The following is a 19302-nucleotide window of genomic DNA, read 5'->3' as shown; positions in this document are numbered from 1 at the left end:
CTGGATCAGGCCGCTATCCCGTGGCTGGTCCAGAAGCGCTGGATTTTGGCTCTGGCAGTCCTGAGGTCAGAGCACGCTGGTTTCAATAGACGGTGAATCTCGCGCGATCGCCCCTCCCGGTTCTTGAGGGTTAGGCGATCGCGCTTTTTTTTGGGCAAGAGCGCCCTTGCGGAACAGGGGCCTTGGAAACGTGAAAAAAGATGTCTATTTCTTCAGCCGATTGTTTCGATCAATTTAAAATAGAAATGTCTGCAACTCAACAAAAAAACAGCAGACTTACGCAACATCAAAGTTGTAGAAATCGCCTCAAAAAGACTTATCAATTGGGACTTGCGCGGCGTTTCAATCAGCAAGAATCTGGGTTTGTTTCTTGTAAAAACCAGAGACTCTCGAGCGGCTCCTGAGCCCTGATTGGGCATCTAATTGCTAATGTTTAGCAACTAGCTTCTTCGGTTGAGTTTTTCTTTGAAACCTACAGAAAAGCTTCAGGTTCTCCTCTAGATCTTTACAGTTCAATAAAGCTGTCCCCAAATCTTGTTAATTGGCATCGCTGAGTCTACGCGACTTTGTTGTGATCGACTGAAGCAATCAATCCCATCACCCCACTGATGGTTGAGCACTATGACCTCTTCACCTACACCAGCTGTTCGAACTCCCGGCGATGCTGAGCGCCAGTCACCGGCCAAAGCTGCCAAAGCCGAAGGCGATCGCCGCTTCAAGGCCCTTGATACGGTGATGAAACGCAACCAGCACCGGCCCGACGCCCTGATCGAGGTGCTGCACAAAGCTCAGGAAACCTTTGGATTTCTCGAAGAAGACGTCCTCAACTATGTTGCGCGGGGCCTCAAACTGCCCCTGAGCCGCGTCTACGGCGTCGCAACCTTTTATCATCTCTTTTCCCTCAAGCCCAGCGGCCAGCACACCTGCGTCGTCTGTCTGGGCACGGCCTGCTACGTCAAAGGCAGCAACAAAGTGGCAGAAATCCTAGAAAAAGAGCTGGGGATCACCCTCGGCCAGACCACTGCCGACGGCAAGGTATCTCTGATGGCGGCCCGCTGTATCGGGGCCTGCGGCATTGCGCCTGCGGTGGTCTTTGACGGGACAGTGGCTGGCAAGCAGGGGCCAGAGGACGCGCTGACCCGGATTCAGGCTTGGGAAGCGGAGTAGGGGGTACCCATGGATTTTATTGAACTGCAACATATCGCTGAGACTGTGCGATCGCGCCGAAAGCCAGTGCGGATCCACTGCTGCACCTCGACGGGATGCCGCGCGGCCCAGTCCCTCGACGTCCTCGAAAATCTCCAGACCGCTGCCAACGAGCAGGGCATGGGCGATCGCATCGAGGCCGTTGGCGTCGGCTGCATGGGGTTCTGTGGTCGGGGGCCGCTGGTCCACATCGAGAACACCGAGCACATCTTTGAAGAAGTGCGTCCCGACCAAGCCGCAGGGATCGTCAGCGTCTGCGGTGGCGGCGAAGCCACAGCCACCCGTGGGGATCTGCGCCATCCCTTCTTTGCGCGCCAGATGAAGATCGTCCGGGAGCACAGCGGCATCATTGACCCCGAGCGCATCGAGGACTACATCGCCGAGGGCGGCTACCAGGCCCTGCACAAGGCCCTCTATGAAATGACCCCCAGCGAAGTCGTAGACCAGATCAGCAAGAGCGGTCTGCGGGGACGCGGCGGCGGCGGCTATCCCACCGGCCTCAAATGGGCCACCGTGGCGAAAATGCCCGGCGATCAAAAGTATGTAATCTGCAATGGGGATGAGGGCGACCCGGGAGCCTTCATGGATCGCAGCGTCCTCGAGAGCGATCCCCACCGCATCCTGGAGGGAATGGCGATCGCCGGTTATGCCATCGGGGCCAACCACGGCTATATCTACGTGCGGGCCGAATATCCCCTGGCCATTCAGCGGCTGCAAAAAGCCATTCAGCAGGCCAAAAAATACGGCCTGCTCGGCAGCCAGATCTTCGAGTCTCCCTTTGACTTCAAGGTCGACATTCGCATTGGCGCAGGGGCCTTTGTCTGCGGCGAAGAGACCGCCCTCATCCACTCCATCGAGGGCCAGCGCGGCGTCCCCCGCCCCCGGCCGCCCTACCCCGCCGAGTCGGGTCTGTGGGACTGTCCCACCCTAATCAATAACGTGGAGACCTTCGGTAATATCACGCCGATCATTCAGCGGGGCGCAGACTGGTACGCCAGCATCGGCACCGAGAAGAGCAAAGGCACCAAGATCTTTGCCCTGACGGGCAAGGTCCGCAACAACGGTCTGGTCGAGGTGCCCATGGGGATCACCCTGCGGGAAATCGTCGAAGAGATGGGGGGCGGCGTCCCCGACGGCACCGTCAAGGCCGTGCAGACCGGCGGACCCTCGGGGGGCTGCATTCCCATTGCCCTGCTCGATACGCCCGTCGACTACGACTCCCTGACCGCCATCGGCTCCATGATGGGCTCTGGGGGCATGGTCGTCATGGACCAGTCCACCAGCATGGTCGAAGTCTCCCAGTACTACATGGACTTTTGCCGCAGTGAGAGCTGCGGTAAGTGCGTGCCCTGTCGGGCAGGCACGGTCCAGCTCCACGGCCTTTTGACCAAGCTGCTGAAGCGCGAGGCCACCGCCGACGATCTGCGGCAGCTCGAAGCGCTCTGCTACATGGTCAAGGAAATGAGTCTCTGCGGCCTGGGGATGACCGCTCCCAACCCGGTCCTGAGCACCCTGAAGTATTTCCCGCAGGAGTATCTCGATTTGCTGCGATCGCCCGTCACTGCCGATGGGCACCCCTCCACTGTGCAATCCCGATGAGGTAACCCGAATGTCAGTCAAAACGCTCAAAATTGACGGCGTGGATGTTGCCATCGAAGAAGGCAGCACCGTGCTCCAGGCGGCCAAAGAAGCGGGCGTCGCCATTCCCACCCTGTGTCACCTAGAAGGGGTCTCCGACGTCGGGGCCTGCCGGCTGTGCATGGTCGAAATCGAAGGCACCTCCAAGCTCTCTCCGGCCTGCGTCACCCAGGTGGCGGAGGGCATGCACGTGCACACCAGCAGCCCCAAGCTCCAGGAGTATCGCCGGATGGTGGTGGAGCTGCTGTTTACCGAAGGCAATCACGTCTGCTCGATCTGCGTTGCCAATGGCAACTGCGAGCTGCAAGATGTGGCGATCCAGGTGGGTATGGATCACGCGCGCTTTCCCTATCGCTTCCCCGATCGCAAGGTCGATATTTCTCACCCCATGTTCGCCCTCGACCACAACCGCTGTATCCTCTGTACCCGGTGCGTGCGGGTATGCGATGAGATCGAGGGCGCCCACGTCTGGGACGTCGCCCAGCGCGGCGAGAACTGCTACATCGTCTCGGGCCTCAATCAGCCCTGGGGCGAGGTAGACGCCTGCACCTCCTGCGGCAAGTGCGTGGACGCCTGCCCCACCGGATCTCTCTTCCGGCGCGGCGAGACCACCGGGGAGAAAGTGGGCGATCGCGGCAAGCTCGAATTTTTGGTCACGGCACGGGAGAAGCACGAATGGACAAGATAAAATTTGCCACGGTTTGGCTGGCGGGCTGCTCGGGCTGCCACATGTCGTTTTTGGATCTAGATGAGTGGCTGCTGGAGCTGGCGCAGCATGTGGATGTGGTCTATAGCCCCGTGGGCTCGGACCTCAAAAATTATCCCGAGAATGTCGATGTATGTCTGGTGGAAGGGGCGATCGCCAATGACGAAAACCTCGCCCTGATTCGGGAGGTGCGCCAGCGCACCAAGATCCTGGTCTCCTTTGGGGACTGCGCCGTCACTGCCAATGTCCCCGGTATGCGCAACCTCCTGGGCAGCGCTGAGCCGGTCCTCAAGCGCTCCTATCTGGAGCTGGCGGACAATACTCGCCAACTGCCCCACGAGCCGGGCATCGTGCCGGAGCTGCTCGATCGGGTGATGCCGGTGCACGAAGTGATCCCTGTTGATATTTTCATGCCGGGCTGTCCTCCCTCCGCCGATCGGATTCGCGCCACCCTAGAGCCGCTGCTCCGGGGCGATCGCCCCCAGATGGAAGGGCGCGACATGATCAAATTTGGCTAAGTCAGTGCAGGGGGCATTTTCTCCCAACCCTTGAGGAGACAGTAGAAAATGCCGCATCGAAGCAGAAGCGAGGACTCTAGGAATGTCTAAAACCGTTGTCATTGATCCGGTGACCCGCATTGAGGGACACGCCAAAATCTCTATCTTTTTGGATGAGGCGGGAGATGTCTCCGAAGCGCGCTTCCACGTGGTGGAGTATCGGGGCTTTGAGAAATTTTGTGAGGGGCGTCCCTTCACCGAAATGGCTGGTATCACTGCCCGCATCTGCGGAATCTGCCCCGTCAGTCACCTGCTAGCCTCCGCCAAGACCGGCGACAAAATCCTGGCGGTGAAGATCCCCATCGCGGCAGAAAAGCTGCGGCGGATGATGAATTTGGCCCAGATCATCCAGTCTCACTCTCTCTCTTTTTTCCACTTGAGCAGTCCGGATTTCTTGCTGGGGTGGGACAGCGATCCGGCCAAGCGCAGCGTCTTTGGGCTGATCGAGGCGAACCCAGACTTGGCGCGGGCCGGCATCCGTCTGCGCCAGTTCGGGCAGACCGTGATCGAGCTGCTGGGCGCCCGCAAGATCCATGCGGCCTGGACCGTGCCGGGCGGCGTGCGATCGCCCCTATCGGAGGAGGCGCGCCAGTGGATCCGCGATCGCCTGCCCGAATCCCTCGACACGATCCATCTTGCCCTGGGCCTCTTTAAAGATCTCATCGACGGAGCCTTAAAAGAGGAGATTAATATCTTTGGGCAATTTCCCTCGCTGTTTATGGGACTGGTGGGAGCCGACAACCAGTGGGAGCACTACGACGGGCGTCTGCGCTTCACCGATAGCCAAGGCCAGATCGTCGCCGATGGTCTCAGCGAAGACGACTATGAAACCTTTTTGGGAGAAGCGGTCGAGCACTGGTCTTACCTGAAATTCCCCTATTACAAGCCGCTGGGCTATCCCGGCGGGATCTATCGCGTGGGGCCGCTGGCGCGCCTAAATGTGTGCAGCCACATCGGCAACCCGGCCGCCGATCGCGAACTGAAGGAATTTCGCGATCGCTCGGGTGGGGTAGTCACCTCGTCATTTCTCTATCACTATGCCCGCCTAATTGAGATCCTGGCCTGCCTAGAGAAGATCCAAGATCTCGTCGAAGATCCAGACGTGGTCTCCAAGCGCGTGCGGTCCGAGGGCGGCGTCAACCAGCTAGAGGCCATCGGCGTCAGCGAAGCGCCCCGAGGCACGCTCTTTCACCACTACAAAGTGGATGAAAACGGCCTGATTCAAAAGGTCAACCTGATCATTGCCACGGGCCAAAATAACCTGGCCATGAACCAAACCGTCACCCAGATTGCCAAAGAATATATCCACAATGGACTGGATGAGGGAGGCATCCCGGAAGGGTTCCTAAACCGCGTGGAGGCTGGGATTCGCTGCTTTGATCCGTGCCTTTCTTGCTCGACCCACGCAGCGGGCCAGATGCCCCTCCATGTGCAGCTGATCGCGCCGGATGGCGCGGTGGTGAAAGAGCGCTATCGAGGCTAGTGAATTTAGAGCAATTAATTTAGAGCAATTAATTCAGGGCAACTAATTCAGAACCATGATGGACTATCTCATCATTGGGTTTGGGAATACCCTGCGAGGAGATGACGGGGTCGGTCCCCAGGTGGCAGAGGCGATCGCTCAGTGGCAGCTTGCCAACGTGCGATCGCGCTCGGTTCATCAGCTGACGCCGGAGCTGGCCGCTGAGATAGCCCAGGCCCAGACGGTGATTTTTGTGGATGCGACGGTGCAAGGGGAGACTGTGCAGTGGCGAGCGATCGCCGCTGGCGCAGAGGCCCCCTGCACCGCTCACTATGCAGACCCGCGATCGCTGCTAGTCATCAGTCAAATCCTCTACGGGCGATCGCCCCAAGCCTATGAACTTTTGATACCAGCCGTTGACTTTTCCTTTGGAGAAACCCTGTCTGAAACAACAAAAAACAACCTAAAAGTTGCCTTAGAAAAACTTAAGAAGATTCTTGGTTCAGACCTCCAAAAAGCGTGAATACTAAAGGTATAGACTCTTAGTAGAGATGAAAGTAAAGACTTCAAAAGATTGCAAACCCTGTTGATTTTGTCAAGGAACTAAGAGATCTAAATTCACTCCTTGAACAGCCTTGAAATTTGCAGGAGATTGTTATGGAATCTGGACGCAATAGTCATCCCACTCTCTTTGAAAGAATCCAAAGCGCAACCGAAGAAGCGCACCGAGTCTCAGAGCTCTATGGGCCTGACTCTCCCGAAAGCGCGGCCGCCTGGGATGTGGTCGAAGAGCTCCAGGCCGAGGCCGCTCACCAGAAAGATCACCCGGGGCATTTTCGCAATCCAAATAAGTCTTTTGCGGCTTACTGCGAAGAATATCCCGAGTCGTCTGAAGCCCGAGTGTACGACAGCTAAATCTGCTAAATCAGCCCTTTGCGAATGAACAAAAAGGCTGATTTTGATTGGTATTTCTTAAGATTTAGGGCGATCGCCATGCATGAAGTCGGCATAATGCAAAACACCCTAGAAATTGCGCTTCAGCATGCTGCTCAGCAAGGCGCTTCTCGCATTCATCAGATCACGCTGCGGGTCGGCGATCTCTCCGGGGTAGAGCCCGAGGCGCTGCGGTTCGCCTTTGACGTGATCACCCAGGGCACCCTCGCCGAACAGGCAACCTTGACCATCGATCGGGTGCCGGCCCGCTGCTACTGCCCCCAGTGCCACCAAGAGTTTCAGCCGACGGACTGGATCTACGCCTGTCCTCACTGCGAGCAGGTCAGTGCCGATCTGCGCCAGGGCCGAGAGCTAGAACTCGCTTCCATGGAGATTTCTTAAACCATGTGCCAAGACTGCGGATGCAGTGAAATTCAAGCCATCGCTATTAATGGGGTTGTTCAAGCCCCGCTTCCACCGGATGCTGCTGTCCCCCACGCCCATTCTCACTCTCACCCTCACCCCCACACCCACTCTCACCCTCCCGGGGATGCTGAGCCGCAAACCCTGCAGGTACACGCTGCTCTGCTCTCGAAGAACGATCGCTTTGCGGAGCGCAATCGCGGCTATTTCTCTGCCAAGCATCTCCTTGTTTTAAATATTTTGTCGTCTCCGGGAGCCGGAAAAACGGCGCTGATTGAGCGGCTGATTCGCGAGACGGCTGCTGGCGCACCAACCGGGCGATCGCCGCGGGTCGGCGTGATCGTGGGCGATCTGGAAACCGACGAAGATGCTCGGCGACTGCGTCAGGCAGGCGCTCCGGCAGTGCAGATCACCACGGGGACCGCCTGCCACCTGGAAGCCGATATGGTGGCCCAGGCCATGGAGCAGCTCGATCTGGACGCCCTGGACTGGCTGATTGTGGAAAATGTGGGCAATTTGGTTTGCCCCGCTGCCTACGATCTGGGCGAGACCCTGCGGGTGGTGCTGCTGTCGACCACCGAGGGCGAGGAAAAACCGCTGAAGTATCCTACGGCCTTTAAGTCGGCGGATGTGGTGGTGATCAACAAGATCGATATCGCCGAAGCGGTGGGCTTTGACCGGGGGCGGGCGATCGCCAATATTCGGGTGATGGCGCCCCAGGCGAGGCTGTTTGAAGTATCTGCCCGGACCGGCCAGGGGATAGAGCCCCTGATCCAGTACCTAGGCAGCCAAGGGCGATCGCCCCAGGCGGTGGCGGGAGGGCAGTCATGGCCAGCTTACGGTTAACCTGCGTCTCGGGTCTGCAACGCCTCGCGGTGCACGCGGAAGGCGTGGTGCAGGGGGTGGGGTTTCGGCCCTTTGTCTATGGGCTGGCAACGGAGCTGGGCCTGACGGGCTGGGTAAAAAATTCATCTGCTGGGGTTTCGGTGGAAGTCGAGGGCGATCGCCCGGCCCTGGAGCAGTTCATCGCTCGCCTGCAAACCGACAAGCCAAACCACAGCCGCCTGACCCAGGTGGACGTTGACTGGCTGTCGCCCTGCGGCTACAGCCACTTCGAAATTCGCGATTCCCAAGACCAGGGTTCGAAGACCGCCCTAATTTTGCCGGACCTGGCAACCTGTCCCGACTGTCTGCGTGAGATGCACGATCCGAGCGATCGCCGCTACCGCTATCCCTTTACCAACTGCACCCACTGCGGCCCGCGCTTTAGCATTTTGCGATCGCTCCCCTACGACCGGCCCAATACGACCATGGTCGGCTTTCAGATGTGCCGGGCCTGCCAGGCCGAATACCACAACCCGCGCGATCGCCGCTTCCATGCCCAGCCGACGGCCTGCCCCGCGTGCGGCCCCCAGCTTGCCCTGTGGGACCGGGCGGGCAACACGCTGGCCACCGGGGATGACGCCCTGCTGGCCGCCGCCGATGCCCTGTGCCGAGGCGATATCCTGGCCCTCAAGGGGCTGGGGGGCTTTCATTTGATGGTGGACGCTCGCAACGGCGGGGCGGTCCATCGCCTGCGCCGCCGCAAACACCGCCCCGACAAGCCTTTGGCCCTAATGTATCCGTCTTTGACGGCGGTGAAGCAAGACTGCTGGGTGTCGGAGCTGGAGGCGTCCCTGCTGACCTCGCCTGCAGCGCCGATCGTGCTGCTGGAGCGGCGGCTGGGGGCGGATTTGCCCCCGGCGATCGCCCCCGGTAACCCCAACCTGGGCGTGATGCTGCCCTACACGCCCCTCCATCACCTGCTGCTGGAGGAGCTGGAGTGTCCGGTGGTGGCCACGAGCGGTAACCAGAGCAGTGAGCCGATCTGTATTGATGAAACCGATGCCCTGAGCCGCTTGGGGGCGATCGCCGATGTCTTTTTGGTCCACGATCGCCCGATTGCGCGACCCGTCGATGACTCCATCGTGCGGGTGATGGCGGGGGAACCCGGGGTGCTGCGGCGAGCGCGGGGCTACGCGCCGCTGTCGCTGTCCCTGCCGCCGACCCTAGTCGCTGAAGACGCCGTAGTTCTGGGGGTTGGGGGCCATCTGAAAAACACCGTGGCCGTCGCCCACCACCGCACCTTGATCCTGAGTCAGCACCTGGGAGATCTGGAAAACCTGCCCACGGTGGCGCGCTTTCGGGAGGCGATCGCCCAGCTCACGGCCCTCTATGACGTCCAGCCCCAGGCCATCGGCTGTGATGCCCATCCGGACTATCACGCTACCCAGTTTGCCCACACCCTGGGCGCCACCGTGATCCCCGTCCAGCACCACTACGCCCACGTCCTGGCCTGCCTGCTAGAAAACCAGGTCGAGCCGCCGGTCCTGGGGATCGCCTGGGACGGCACGGGCTACGGCCTCGACGGCACCCTGTGGGGCGGCGAATTTTTGCAGGTGCCCGCCGCTGCGGCGGCCCCGGCGGCTGGTTTTGTTCGGTTTGGCTCCCTGGCGCCCTTCCGGCTGCCGGGCGGCGAGCTGGCGGTGCGCGAGCCGCGCCGCAGCGCCCTGGGGCTGCTGGTGAGCTGCCTGGGAGAGGCCGCTTGGTCGCTGGACCAGCTGGCACCGCTGCGGGCCTTCGAGTCGGGGGAGCGATCGGTGCTGCGCACCATGGTCGAGCGGGAGCTAAATGCGCCCCTGACCTCCAGCGCGGGCCGCTGGTTTGATGCGGTGGCTTCTGTGCTCGATCTCTGTCAGGTCAGCACCTTTGAGGGACAAGGGGCCATGGCCCTGGAGGCGGCGATCGCCGGTTACGCCACTGATGCCCACTATGCCTACACCCTAGAGGCCGATCCCCAGGGCCGCTGGCTGCTCAATCCCCGGCCCGCCATCTCCGAAATCCTGGCCGATCAGCAGCGCGGGGTGCCGGTGAGCGCGATCGCGGCTCAGTTCCACAACACCCTGGTGGCCGGTATGGTCGCCCTGGCCCGCAAGGCCGGTGTGGAGGCGATCGCCCTTACAGGGGGCTGCTTCCAAAACCGCTATCTGCTGGAGCGCGCTATCGATCAGTTGCAGGCGGCAGGTTTCGTAGTGTACTGGCATCGCCGCATTCCGCCCAATGACGGCGGCCTCGCCGTTGGCCAAGTGGCTGCGGTGCTGCGATCGCCCCGCTAGGGGGCAGCCCTGCCCGCCGGGTCCCAGTTTAGGAGTTTTCCCATGTGCCTTGCCGTTCCGGGTCAAATCGTGAGCATTGCCGAGAGTCCTGACCATCCCGATCAGCCAGACCTGTGGCGATCGGGCCAGGTGAGCTTTGGGGGCGTGCTCAAAACCATCAGCTTGGCCTACGTTCCCGAGGCCTGCGTGGGGGACTACGTGATTGTCCACGTGGGCTTTGCCCTGAGCGTTGTGGACGAAGCGGAAGCCCAGCGCACCTTAGAGGATCTGGCGGTGTTGCGAGAGAGCGCCCCCACCCCAGGCACCCACTAGTTTTCCCTGGCTGCTGCCAGCCCCGTATTTCCCGTCAAACGACACGATCAAGAGGGTCCGATCATGCGAACCAAGACCTTTGCCACCCTCGACGGTAACGAAGCCGTCGCGCGGGTTGCCTACCGCCTCAGTGAAGTCATTGCTATCTATCCCATCACGCCCGCCTCGCCGATGGGAGAGTGGGCGGACGCGTGGTCCTCGGCCAGTCAGCCCAATCTGTGGGGTACCGTGCCCGCCGTGGTCGAAATGCAGAGCGAAGGCGGCGCCGCTGGCACGGTCCACGGCGCGCTGCAGGCGGGATCGCTCACCACGACCTTTACGGCGTCCCAGGGCTTGCTGCTCATGATCCCCAACCTCTACAAGATTGCTGGGGAGCTGACGCCGGCGGTGATTCACATTGCGGCGCGATCGCTGGCGGCCCAGGCCCTCTCGATTTTTGGGGATCACAGCGATGTGATGGCGGTGCGGGCCACCGGGTGCGCCCTGCTGTGCTCTGCCTCGGTCCAGGAAGCCCAGGACATGGCGGCGATCGCCACTCGGGCCACCCTGGCCACCCGCATTCCCTTTTTGCACTTCTTCGACGGCTTCCGCACCTCCCACGAGATCCAGAAAGTGGCGCTCCTGGAGGACGATGAGCTGCGCGGCTTTATTCCGGAGGATCTGGTGCTGGCCCATCGCGCCCGCGCCCTCACCCCCGATCGCCCGGTGATTCGCGGCACTGCCCAAAACCCCGACGTCTACTTCCAGGCCCGGGAGACCGTGAACCGCTTCTACAATGCCGCTCCGGGGGCGGTGCAAGACGCGATGGACGAGTTTGCTCGCCTGACGGGGCGGCAATACCAGCTCTACGAGTACTACGGCCACCCCGAGGCGGACCGGGTCGCGGTGCTGATGGGCTCGGGCTGTGAGACAGTCCACGAAACCGTGGATGCCCTGATGGCCCAGGGGGAACGGGTGGGCGTCCTGAAGGTGCGTCTCTACCGGCCCTGGAGTCTCCAGCGCTTTGTGAAGGCGCTGCCCAGCACTGTGCGGGCGATCGCCGTTTTGGACCGCACCAAGGAGCCCGGCAGCATGGGCGAACCCCTCTACCTCGACGTGGTCAATGCCCTGGTCGAAAGCCAGCGCTTTAGCCCGCTGCCGGTGGTGGTGGGCGGTCGCTACGGCCTCTCCTCCAAGGAGTTCACCCCGGCTATGGTGAAGGCGGCCTTTGACAACTTGTCCTTGCCCGATCCCAAGAATCACTTCACCCTGGGCATCGAGGACGACATTACCCACACGTCGCTGGCCTACGATCCCACCTTCTCCACTGAGCCGGCCAGCGTGGTGCGATCGATCTTTTACGGCCTGGGCTCCGACGGCACCGTGGGCGCCAACAAGAACTCGATCAAAATCATTGGCGAAGAAACGGACAACTACGCCCAGGGCTACTTTGTCTACGACTCCAAGAAATCGGGCTCGGTGACGGTGTCCCACCTGCGCTTTGGCCCGAACCCGATTCGCTCGACCTACCTGGTCAGCCGCGCCAACTTTGTGGCCTGCCACCAGTGGGAGTTTGTGGAAAAATTTGACCTGCTGGGGGCGGCTGAACCCCACGGAGTCTTTTTGCTCAACAGCCCCTATAGCCCCGAGGAAACCTGGGCGCGCCTGCCCGCCAAGCTGCGATCGCAAATCCGCGATCGCCAGCTGTCGGTGTACACCATCGACGCTTCGCGGGTGGCTCGAGAGGCGGGCATGGGCGGCCACATCAACACCGTCATGCAGGTGTGCTTCTTTGCAGTGGCGGGGGTGCTGCCTCGCGAAGAGGCGATCGCTCGCATCCAGCAGTCCATCCGCAAGACCTACGGCAAGAAGGGCGAAGCTGTGGTCGAGATGAACCTGCGGGCCGTGGACCAGACCCTGGAGCACCTGTATCCGGTGGACTACCTCCACTACGCCACCCCCAGCACCGGCCCAGACACTGAGCGATCGCCCATCCCCGACACGGCTCCGGCCTTTGTGCGCGAAGTCCTTGGCAAAATCATTGGCCGCGAAGGAGACTCTCTGCCCGTCAGCGCCCTGCCCATCGACGGCACCTACCCCTGCGGCACCTCCAAGTGGGAAAAACGCAACATCGCTCAGGAAATCCCGGTGTGGGACCCCGACGTGTGCGTCCAGTGCGGCAAATGCGTCATGGTCTGCCCCCACGCCGTCATCCGCGCCAAGGTCTACGAGCCGGAGCAGCTCGCCCACGCCCCCGACGCTTTCAAGCACACGGCGGCCCGAGATCACGACTGGGCCGACCTCCAGTTCACCATCCAGGTGGCAGCGGAAGATTGCACCGGCTGCGGCGTCTGCGTCGACGTCTGCCCCGCCAAGAATCGGGCCGAGCCGCGCAAAAAAGCCATTAATATGGCGCCCCAGCTGCCCCTGCGGGAGCAAGAGCAGGAAAACTGGGACTTCTTCTTGGGGCTGCCCAACCCGCCGCGCGACCAGCTCAAGCTCAGCAAGATCGCCCAGCAGCAGATGCAAGAGCCCCTATTCGAGTTCTCGGGCGCCTGCGGCGGCTGCGGCGAAACGCCGTACATCAAGCTGGTAACCCAGCTCTTCGGCGATCGCATGATGGTGGCCAACGCCACGGGCTGCTCCTCCATCTACGGCGGCAACCTGCCCACCACGCCCTGGACCACCAACGCCGAGGGGCGCGGTCCGGCCTGGTCCAACTCCCTGTTTGAAGACAATGCCGAGTTTGGTCTGGGCTTCCGGGTGGCCATCGACAAGCACACCGAGCAGGCCCGCGAACTCCTAGAGAGCCTCTCGCCGCCGAGGGACAGCAGCTCTCCGCTCCCGGCGGAGCTGGTCGCCGCGATTTTGGATGCTGTCCAGCAGGACGAAGCCGACATCGTCGAGCAGCGCGATCGCGTGGAGCAGCTCAAGCAGGCCCTAGATGCCTGGACCGCCTCCCTGGAGGGCCTCGCAGCTCATCAGGCTCTGCGCAACCGGCTCCAGAGCCTCCACTCCCTGGCCAACTACCTGGTCAAGAAGAGCGTGTGGATCATCGGCGGGGACGGCTGGGCCTACGACATCGGCTACGGCGGCCTGGACCATGTCCTCGCCAGCGGCCGCAACGTGAATATCCTGGTGCTCGACACCGAGGTCTACTCCAACACCGGCGGCCAAATGTCCAAGGCAACGCCTCGGGGGGCGGTGGCCAAGTTCGCGGCAGGGGGCAAACCCGCGCCCAAGAAAGATCTGGGCCTGATGGCCATGACCTACGGCAACGCCTACGTGGCCAGCGTGGCCATGGGAGCCCGCGACGAGCACACCCTCAAGGCCTTCCTGGAGGCGGAGTCCTACCCCGGTCCGTCCCTGATCATTGCCTACTCCCACTGCATCGCCCACGGCATCGACATGACCACCGGCATGCAGCAGCAAAAGGTCGCTGTCGATTCGGGCCGCTGGCTCCTCTACCGCTACGATCCCCGCCGAACCGAGCGCGGCGAAAACCCGCTGATCCTCGATTCGCGATCGCCCAAGCTGCCCGTCGAGACCGCCATGTACAGCGAAAACCGCTTCAAGATGCTGACCCGCAGCAAGCCCGAAGACGCCAAGCGCCTTGTCCAGGAGGCCCAGGCCGACGTCAACACTCGCTGGCAAATGTATCAGTACCTCGCGGCGCGATCGCTCCAGGACGGCCACGGTAATGGCCACTCGGCCCAGCCCCAGCCTCCCTCGGAGCTGACAGCGCAATAGCTCCCGTTCCGGGACGCCCCCGCCGGGGCGTCCCCTTACCCACCTTTGGCAAGGAGAAGTTGACATGGACCTAACCACGACCTACTTGGGCCTCTTGCTGCGATCGCCGCTGGTGGTGGGAGCCGCCGCCCCGCTTACCGAGGACCTTTCCAACCTCCAGCGCATCGAGGCCGCTGGCGCTGGCGCGGTGGTGCTGCACTCCCTCTTCGAAGAGCAGATCCGCCAGGACATGCTGGATCTGCATCACCATCTCCAGCACGGCACCGAGAGCTACGCCGAAGCCCTCACCTACTTCCCAGAGCCTGAAATCTTCCACGTCGGCCCCGAGACCTACCTCGCCCACATCCGGCGGGCCAAGGAGCTGATCGAGATCCCCGTGATCGCCAGCCTCAACGGCTCCACGGCGGGCGGCTGGGTGAACTACGCGCGCCAGATCGAAGAGGCCGGGGCCGATGCCCTAGAGCTAAATATCTACGCGATCCCCACGGATTTTCATCTTTCGGGGGCCGATATCGAGCAGCAGTATCTCGACATCCTGCGGGGGGTCAAAGCCGCTGTCTCGATCCCCGTCGCGGTCAAGCTCAGCCCCTACTTCACCAACCTGGCCGCCATGGCCCACCGCCTGACCTGCGAGGGCGCCAATGCCCTGGTGCTGTTTAACCGGTTCTATCAGCCGGACATCGACATCGAAGAACTCGAAGTGCGGCCCCACGTCTTGCTCAGCACGCCCCAGGCCATGCGCCTGCCCATGCGCTGGATCGCCATTCTCTACGGCCGAATCGACGCCGATCTGGCGGCGACCAGCGGTATCCAGCGGGGGGTCGACGTGGTGCGAATGCTAATGGCAGGGGCCAAAGTTACCATGGTGGTGAGTGCCCTGCTACGCCACGGCATTGATCACTTGCGGGTGATTGAGCAGGAGCTGGTGCAGTGGATGACGGAGCACGATTATCAGGCCGTCTCTGAGCTACAGGGCACCATGAGCCAGATCTACTGCCCCAACCCCAGCGAATTTGAGCGGGCTCAGTATATGAAGGCCATTCAGACCTATCACCCCGCACCGGTCACCAGTTCTGAGCTTCGCTAGTGTCCTAGGTCTCTAGAGCGGGGCACCCGTCCCGTCTCTAGGGGGCCTATCAGTGAGACGGTTTTTATGAAAGTCACCAATTTAGAAGAGCTGCAAGCCCTCATTCAGCGCGTCAAATCGGCCCAAAATACCTTTTCGACCTATTCCCAAGCCCAGGTAGACGCCATTTTCAAAAAAGCGGCGATCGCGGCCAACGCCCAGCGCATTCCCCTAGCCAAGCTGGCGGTTAGCGAGACTGGGATGGGCTTGGTAGAAGATAAAGTCATCAAAAATCACTTTGCCTCCGAATATATCTACAACAAGTACAAACATGAGAAAACCTGCGGCGTTTTAGAAGAAGACAAGACCTTTGGCTTTCAGACCCTGGCCGAGCCCGTGGGGATCCTGGCGGGGATCGTGCCCACCACCAACCCCACTTCCACAACCATCTTTAAGGCCCTGATCGCCCTCAAAACCCGCAACGGCATTATCTTTTCGCCCCACCCGCGCGCCAAGCAGTGCACCATCGAAGCGGCTCGCATCATCCTCCAAGCGGCGGTGGCGGCTGGCGCGCCGGAGCATATCATCGGCTGGATCGATGAGCCGACGGTGCCGCTCTCCCAGGCCCTGATGCAGCACCCCGACATCAAGCTGATCCTGGCGACGGGGGGACCGGGCATGGTGAAGGCGGCCTACTCTTCGGGGCACCCGTCCCTGGGGGTGGGCGCGGGCAATACCCCGGCGGTGATCGACGAGACGGCCCATATCAAAATGGCGGTCTCCTCGATCTTGCTGAGTAAAACCTTTGACCACGGCATGATCTGCGCCAGTGAGCAGTCAGTGATCGTGGTGGATGAGGTTTACGAGGCGGTGAAGGCCGAATTTCGCGATCGCGGCGCCTACTTCCTGACCCCGGACGAGCGCGATCGCGTGGCCCAGATCATCCTGACCAACGGCCACCTGAACCCAGAGATCGTGGGCCAGAGCGCAGAGGCGATCGCCCATCTAGCGGGCCTCGATCTCACAGCGGGCGATCGCGAGGTTCCTCCCAAGGTTCTCATTGGCGAGGTCGAAGTGGTCGGCCCCCAGGAAGCCTTCGCCTACGAAAAGCTCTCGCCCATTTTGGCCATGTACCGGGCCGCGAACTTCGGGGAAGCTGTGGCCAAGGCAGAAGCCCTCGTGAACTTCGGCGGTCGGGGCCATACCGCTGTCCTCTACACCAACCCCGGTAACACCGCCCATATCCAGGCCTTCGAGACCCAGATAGAGACCTCTCGGGTCTTGATCAACACGCCCTCGTCCCAGGGCGCGATCGGCGATCTCTACAATTTCCGGCTGGATCCCTCTCTCACCCTCGGCTGCGGCAGCTGGGGCGATAACTCTGTCTCCGTCAACGTCGGCCCCAAACACCTGCTGAACATCAAGACCGTCACCGAGCGGCGGGAGAACATGATGTGGTTCCGGGTGCCGCCGAAGGTCTACTTTAAATACGGCTGTCTGCCGGTGGCGCTGCGGGAACTGGCCGGTCGCCAGCGGGCATTTATCGTGACGGACAAGCCGCTGTTTGATCTGGGGATGACCCAGGGAGCGATCGCCGTTTTGGAAGAAATGGGCCTGAAAACCCAGGTCTTTTATGATGTGGAGCCAGATCCGTCTCTTGCCACCGTCCACAAAGGATTGGCTGAAATTCAGAGCTTCCAGCCCGACGTGATCCTGGCCATTGGCGGCGGATCGCCCATGGACGCGGCCAAGGTGATGTGGCTGATGTATGAGCAGCCCGACGTCGAGTTTGAGGGACTGGCGACGCGCTTTATGGATATCCGCAAGCGGGTATATGAAGTCTCACCCTTGGGCCAAAAAGCTCTGATGGTTTGCGTGCCCACGACCTCCGGGACCGGGTCTGAGGTCACTCCCTTTGCGGTGGTGACCGACGATCGCACGGGGATCAAATATCCCTTGGCGGACTATGCCCTGACGCCGTCCATGGCGATCGCCGATCCCGATCTCGTGATGCACCAGCCCAAGAAGCTGACGGCCTACGGCGGCATTGACGCCTTGACCCACGCCCTTGAGGCCTATGTCTCGGTCTTTGCCACCGAGTTTAGTAACGGCATGGCTCTGGAGGCGATCCGCCTGCTGATGAAGTATCTCCCGGCAGCCTATCAGGAAGGCGCCGCTAATCCGAAGGCGCGGGAAAAAGTCCACTACGCGGCGACCATGGCCGGGATGGCCTTTGCCAATGGATTTTTGGGGATTTGCCACTCCCTGGCCCATACCTTGGGCTCGACGTTCCATGTCCCCCACGGCTTGGCCAACGGGCTGCTGATCACCCACGTGATCCGCTACAACGCCACCGATGTGCCCTTCAAACAGGCCATCTTCCCCCAATACAAATACCCCAATACCAAATGGCGCTATGCCCGGGTGGCGGACTACCTCGGTTTGGGGGGCCAAAGTGATGATGAGAAAGTAGAAAACCTCATCGCGGCGATCGCCACGCTCAAGCAGCAGCTAGAGATTCCGGCGACGCTGCGGGATGCGCTGGCAGTGGAGGAGTCTGTCTTCCGGGCGCGGGTGGAAAGCATGGCCGACCAGGCCTTTGACGATCAGTGCACCGGCACCAACCCCCGCTATCCGCTGATTAATGACCTGCGGGATCTCTATCTGTCGGCCTACTACGGCAGTGCCCAGGAGACAACGGTTCCTGAACCGGCTCGATCCTAGATCCTAAAGTCCTGATCTCAGTCCTGAGGAGAAAGCCGGCGGGAGATCAAACAAGATAGACCTTGAGGGCAAGCGGTATTCTCTACTCGGCGCGTGAAAGATAGACAAACTAATGCTTTCAGCGCGATCGCGAGACTCTCATTTTAAGCTTCGCTCTCTTTTCGTCTATCTCTATCTCCGGCGGCTTTCTCCTTTCCCTTTTCCATAAATTCCTATGAAATTTATCGATGAGTATCGCGAGGCAGGCCGTGCCCAGGAGTGGGCCGAGGCGATCGACGCTATCACCACCCATCCCTGGACGCTGATGGAGGTGTGCGGCGGCCAAACCCACGCCATCGTGAAATATGGCCTAGATACGCTGCTGCCGCCGGAGATCCGGCTAATTCACGGTCCGGGGTGTCCGGTCTGCGTGACGGCCAGCGAGGTGATCGACGAGGCGATCGCCATCGCCAGCCAGCCAGGAGTGATCCTGTGCTCCTTCGGGGACATGCTGCGGGTGCCCGGATCGCGGACCGAAGCGGGCCCCGAGGGGCTGCCCCTGGATCTCCTCAGCGTCAAGGCCAGCGGGGGAGATGTGCGCATGGTCTACTCGCCCCTGGACGCGGTGAAGTTGGCCCAGGCCAACCCCGATCGCTCGGTGGTCTTCTTTGCGGTGGGTTTCGAGACGACGGCCCCCGCGACGGCCATGGCCGTCTACCAGGCCCAGCAGCTCGGCCTAACCAATTTCTCCCTGCTGATTTCCCATGTCCTGGTGCCGCCAGCGATGGAGACGATTCTCTCTTCGCCCCAGTGTCAGGTCCAGGGATTTTTGGCGGCGGGCCATGTGTGTACGGTGATGGGCTATCGCGAGTATGAGGCGATCGCGGCCCAGTATCACGTGCCCATCGTGGTGACGGGTTTTGAGCCGGTGGATATTTTGCAGGGAATTTATCTCTGTATTCAGCAGCTGGAAACAGGCGTTGCCCAGGTCGAAAATCAGTATGCGCGATCGGTGCGTCCCCAGGGCAACGAACCGGCCCAAAAGCTGATTAGCGAAATTTTTGAAATCGCGCCCCAGCAGTGGCGCGGCTTGGGGGAAATCCCCCGCAGCGGCCTGGGGCTGCGCGCGGCCTACCGAGCCTTTGATGCCCGCGATCGCTTTCCCCAGTGTCGCGCTTCGGGGCACGATGCCGCCGCCTCGGAGTGCATCAGCGGTGAGATCTTGCAGGGATTCCGCAAGCCCTTTGAGTGCCCTGCCTTTGGCCAGCGCTGCACCCCCGAGCACCCCCTCGGCGCGCCCATGGTCTCCTCAGAAGGGGCCTGCGCTGCCTACTATCGCTACCGCCACCGTCCCGCCGCGATCGCCCAGGAAGCGGGAGCCGCGATATAGAATGCTCTCGTTTGCCCAGGCG

15 protein-coding genes are annotated in these 19302 nt (G+C 61.4%); all 15 read left to right on the top strand.

Features of this window, described 5'->3' with window-relative positions; all coding sequences use genetic code 11:
* Positions 1 to 621: 621 nt before the first annotated feature.
* The 15 genes from hoxE (at position 622) to hypD (ending at position 19280) form a co-directional block, all read left to right on the top strand.
* Complete coding sequence (gene hoxE / locus GEI7407_RS09750; protein WP_015171982.1) at positions 622 to 1167, top strand: bidirectional hydrogenase complex protein HoxE; 546 nt, start codon at positions 622 to 624, stop codon at positions 1165 to 1167.
* Positions 1168 to 1176: 9 nt separating this feature from the next.
* Positions 1177 to 2805 (top strand): NuoF family protein, encoded by a 1629-nt coding sequence (locus GEI7407_RS09745; protein WP_015171981.1) that lies wholly within the window; start codon positions 1177 to 1179, stop codon positions 2803 to 2805.
* A gap of 10 nt (positions 2806 to 2815) precedes the next feature.
* On the top strand, positions 2816 to 3532 hold the full coding sequence (hoxU, locus tag GEI7407_RS09740; RefSeq protein WP_015171980.1) for a bidirectional hydrogenase complex protein HoxU: 717 nt from the start codon (positions 2816 to 2818) through the stop codon (positions 3530 to 3532).
* Entirely contained in the window at positions 3520 to 4068 is a 549-nt protein-coding gene (locus GEI7407_RS09735) for an NAD(P)-dependent nickel-iron dehydrogenase subunit HoxY (protein WP_015171979.1), read from the top strand. Before hoxU ends, GEI7407_RS09735 begins: the two co-directional genes overlap by 13 nt.
* A gap of 82 nt (positions 4069 to 4150) precedes the next feature.
* Complete coding sequence (locus tag GEI7407_RS09730) at positions 4151 to 5590, top strand: Ni/Fe hydrogenase subunit alpha (RefSeq protein WP_015171978.1); 1440 nt, start codon at positions 4151 to 4153, stop codon at positions 5588 to 5590.
* A gap of 55 nt (positions 5591 to 5645) precedes the next feature.
* Positions 5646 to 6092, top strand: coding sequence for a hydrogenase maturation protease (locus GEI7407_RS09725; protein ID WP_015171977.1), 447 nt, complete (start codon positions 5646 to 5648; stop codon positions 6090 to 6092).
* A gap of 134 nt (positions 6093 to 6226) precedes the next feature.
* Positions 6227 to 6484 (top strand): Calvin cycle protein CP12, encoded by a 258-nt coding sequence (locus tag GEI7407_RS09720; protein ID WP_015171976.1) that lies wholly within the window; start codon positions 6227 to 6229, stop codon positions 6482 to 6484.
* 78 nt (positions 6485 to 6562) lie between these two features.
* Entirely contained in the window at positions 6563 to 6904 is a 342-nt protein-coding gene (gene hypA, locus GEI7407_RS09715) for a hydrogenase maturation nickel metallochaperone HypA (protein ID WP_015171975.1), read from the top strand.
* 3 nt (positions 6905 to 6907) lie between these two features.
* Positions 6908 to 7771 carry a hydrogenase nickel incorporation protein HypB gene (gene hypB / locus GEI7407_RS09710; protein WP_015171974.1) on the top strand — a complete coding sequence of 288 codons (864 nt, stop codon included), beginning with the start codon at positions 6908 to 6910 and terminating at the stop codon, positions 7769 to 7771.
* On the top strand, positions 7753 to 10080 hold the full coding sequence (gene hypF / locus GEI7407_RS09705; protein ID WP_015171973.1) for a carbamoyltransferase HypF: 2328 nt from the start codon (positions 7753 to 7755) through the stop codon (positions 10078 to 10080). The genes hypB and hypF overlap by 19 nt, the downstream gene beginning before the upstream one ends.
* Before the next feature lie 42 nt (positions 10081 to 10122).
* On the top strand, positions 10123 to 10392 hold the full coding sequence (locus tag GEI7407_RS09700) for a HypC/HybG/HupF family hydrogenase formation chaperone (protein WP_015171972.1): 270 nt from the start codon (positions 10123 to 10125) through the stop codon (positions 10390 to 10392).
* 63 nt (positions 10393 to 10455) lie between these two features.
* Complete coding sequence (gene nifJ / locus GEI7407_RS09695; protein WP_015171971.1) at positions 10456 to 14121, top strand: pyruvate:ferredoxin (flavodoxin) oxidoreductase; 3666 nt, start codon at positions 10456 to 10458, stop codon at positions 14119 to 14121.
* 64 nt (positions 14122 to 14185) lie between these two features.
* On the top strand, positions 14186 to 15208 hold the full coding sequence (locus GEI7407_RS09690; protein ID WP_015171970.1) for a dihydroorotate dehydrogenase-like protein: 1023 nt from the start codon (positions 14186 to 14188) through the stop codon (positions 15206 to 15208).
* 48 nt (positions 15209 to 15256) lie between these two features.
* Positions 15257 to 17911 carry a bifunctional acetaldehyde-CoA/alcohol dehydrogenase gene (gene adhE, locus GEI7407_RS09685; protein ID WP_223294538.1) on the top strand — a complete coding sequence of 885 codons (2655 nt, stop codon included), beginning with the start codon at positions 15257 to 15259 and terminating at the stop codon, positions 17909 to 17911.
* A 214-nt stretch (positions 17912 to 18125) separates the two neighbouring features.
* On the top strand, positions 18126 to 19280 hold the full coding sequence (gene hypD, locus GEI7407_RS09680) for a hydrogenase formation protein HypD (protein WP_015171968.1): 1155 nt from the start codon (positions 18126 to 18128) through the stop codon (positions 19278 to 19280).
* Positions 19281 to 19302 lie beyond the last annotated feature (22 nt).

The organism is Geitlerinema sp. PCC 7407 (genome assembly GCF_000317045.1).
In the GTDB taxonomy this organism is placed as follows: Bacteria; Cyanobacteriota; Cyanobacteriia; order PCC-7407; family PCC-7407; genus PCC-7407.
Note: the sequence above shows the minus strand (reverse complement) of the source record. Positions and strands in the feature narration are given on the sequence as shown.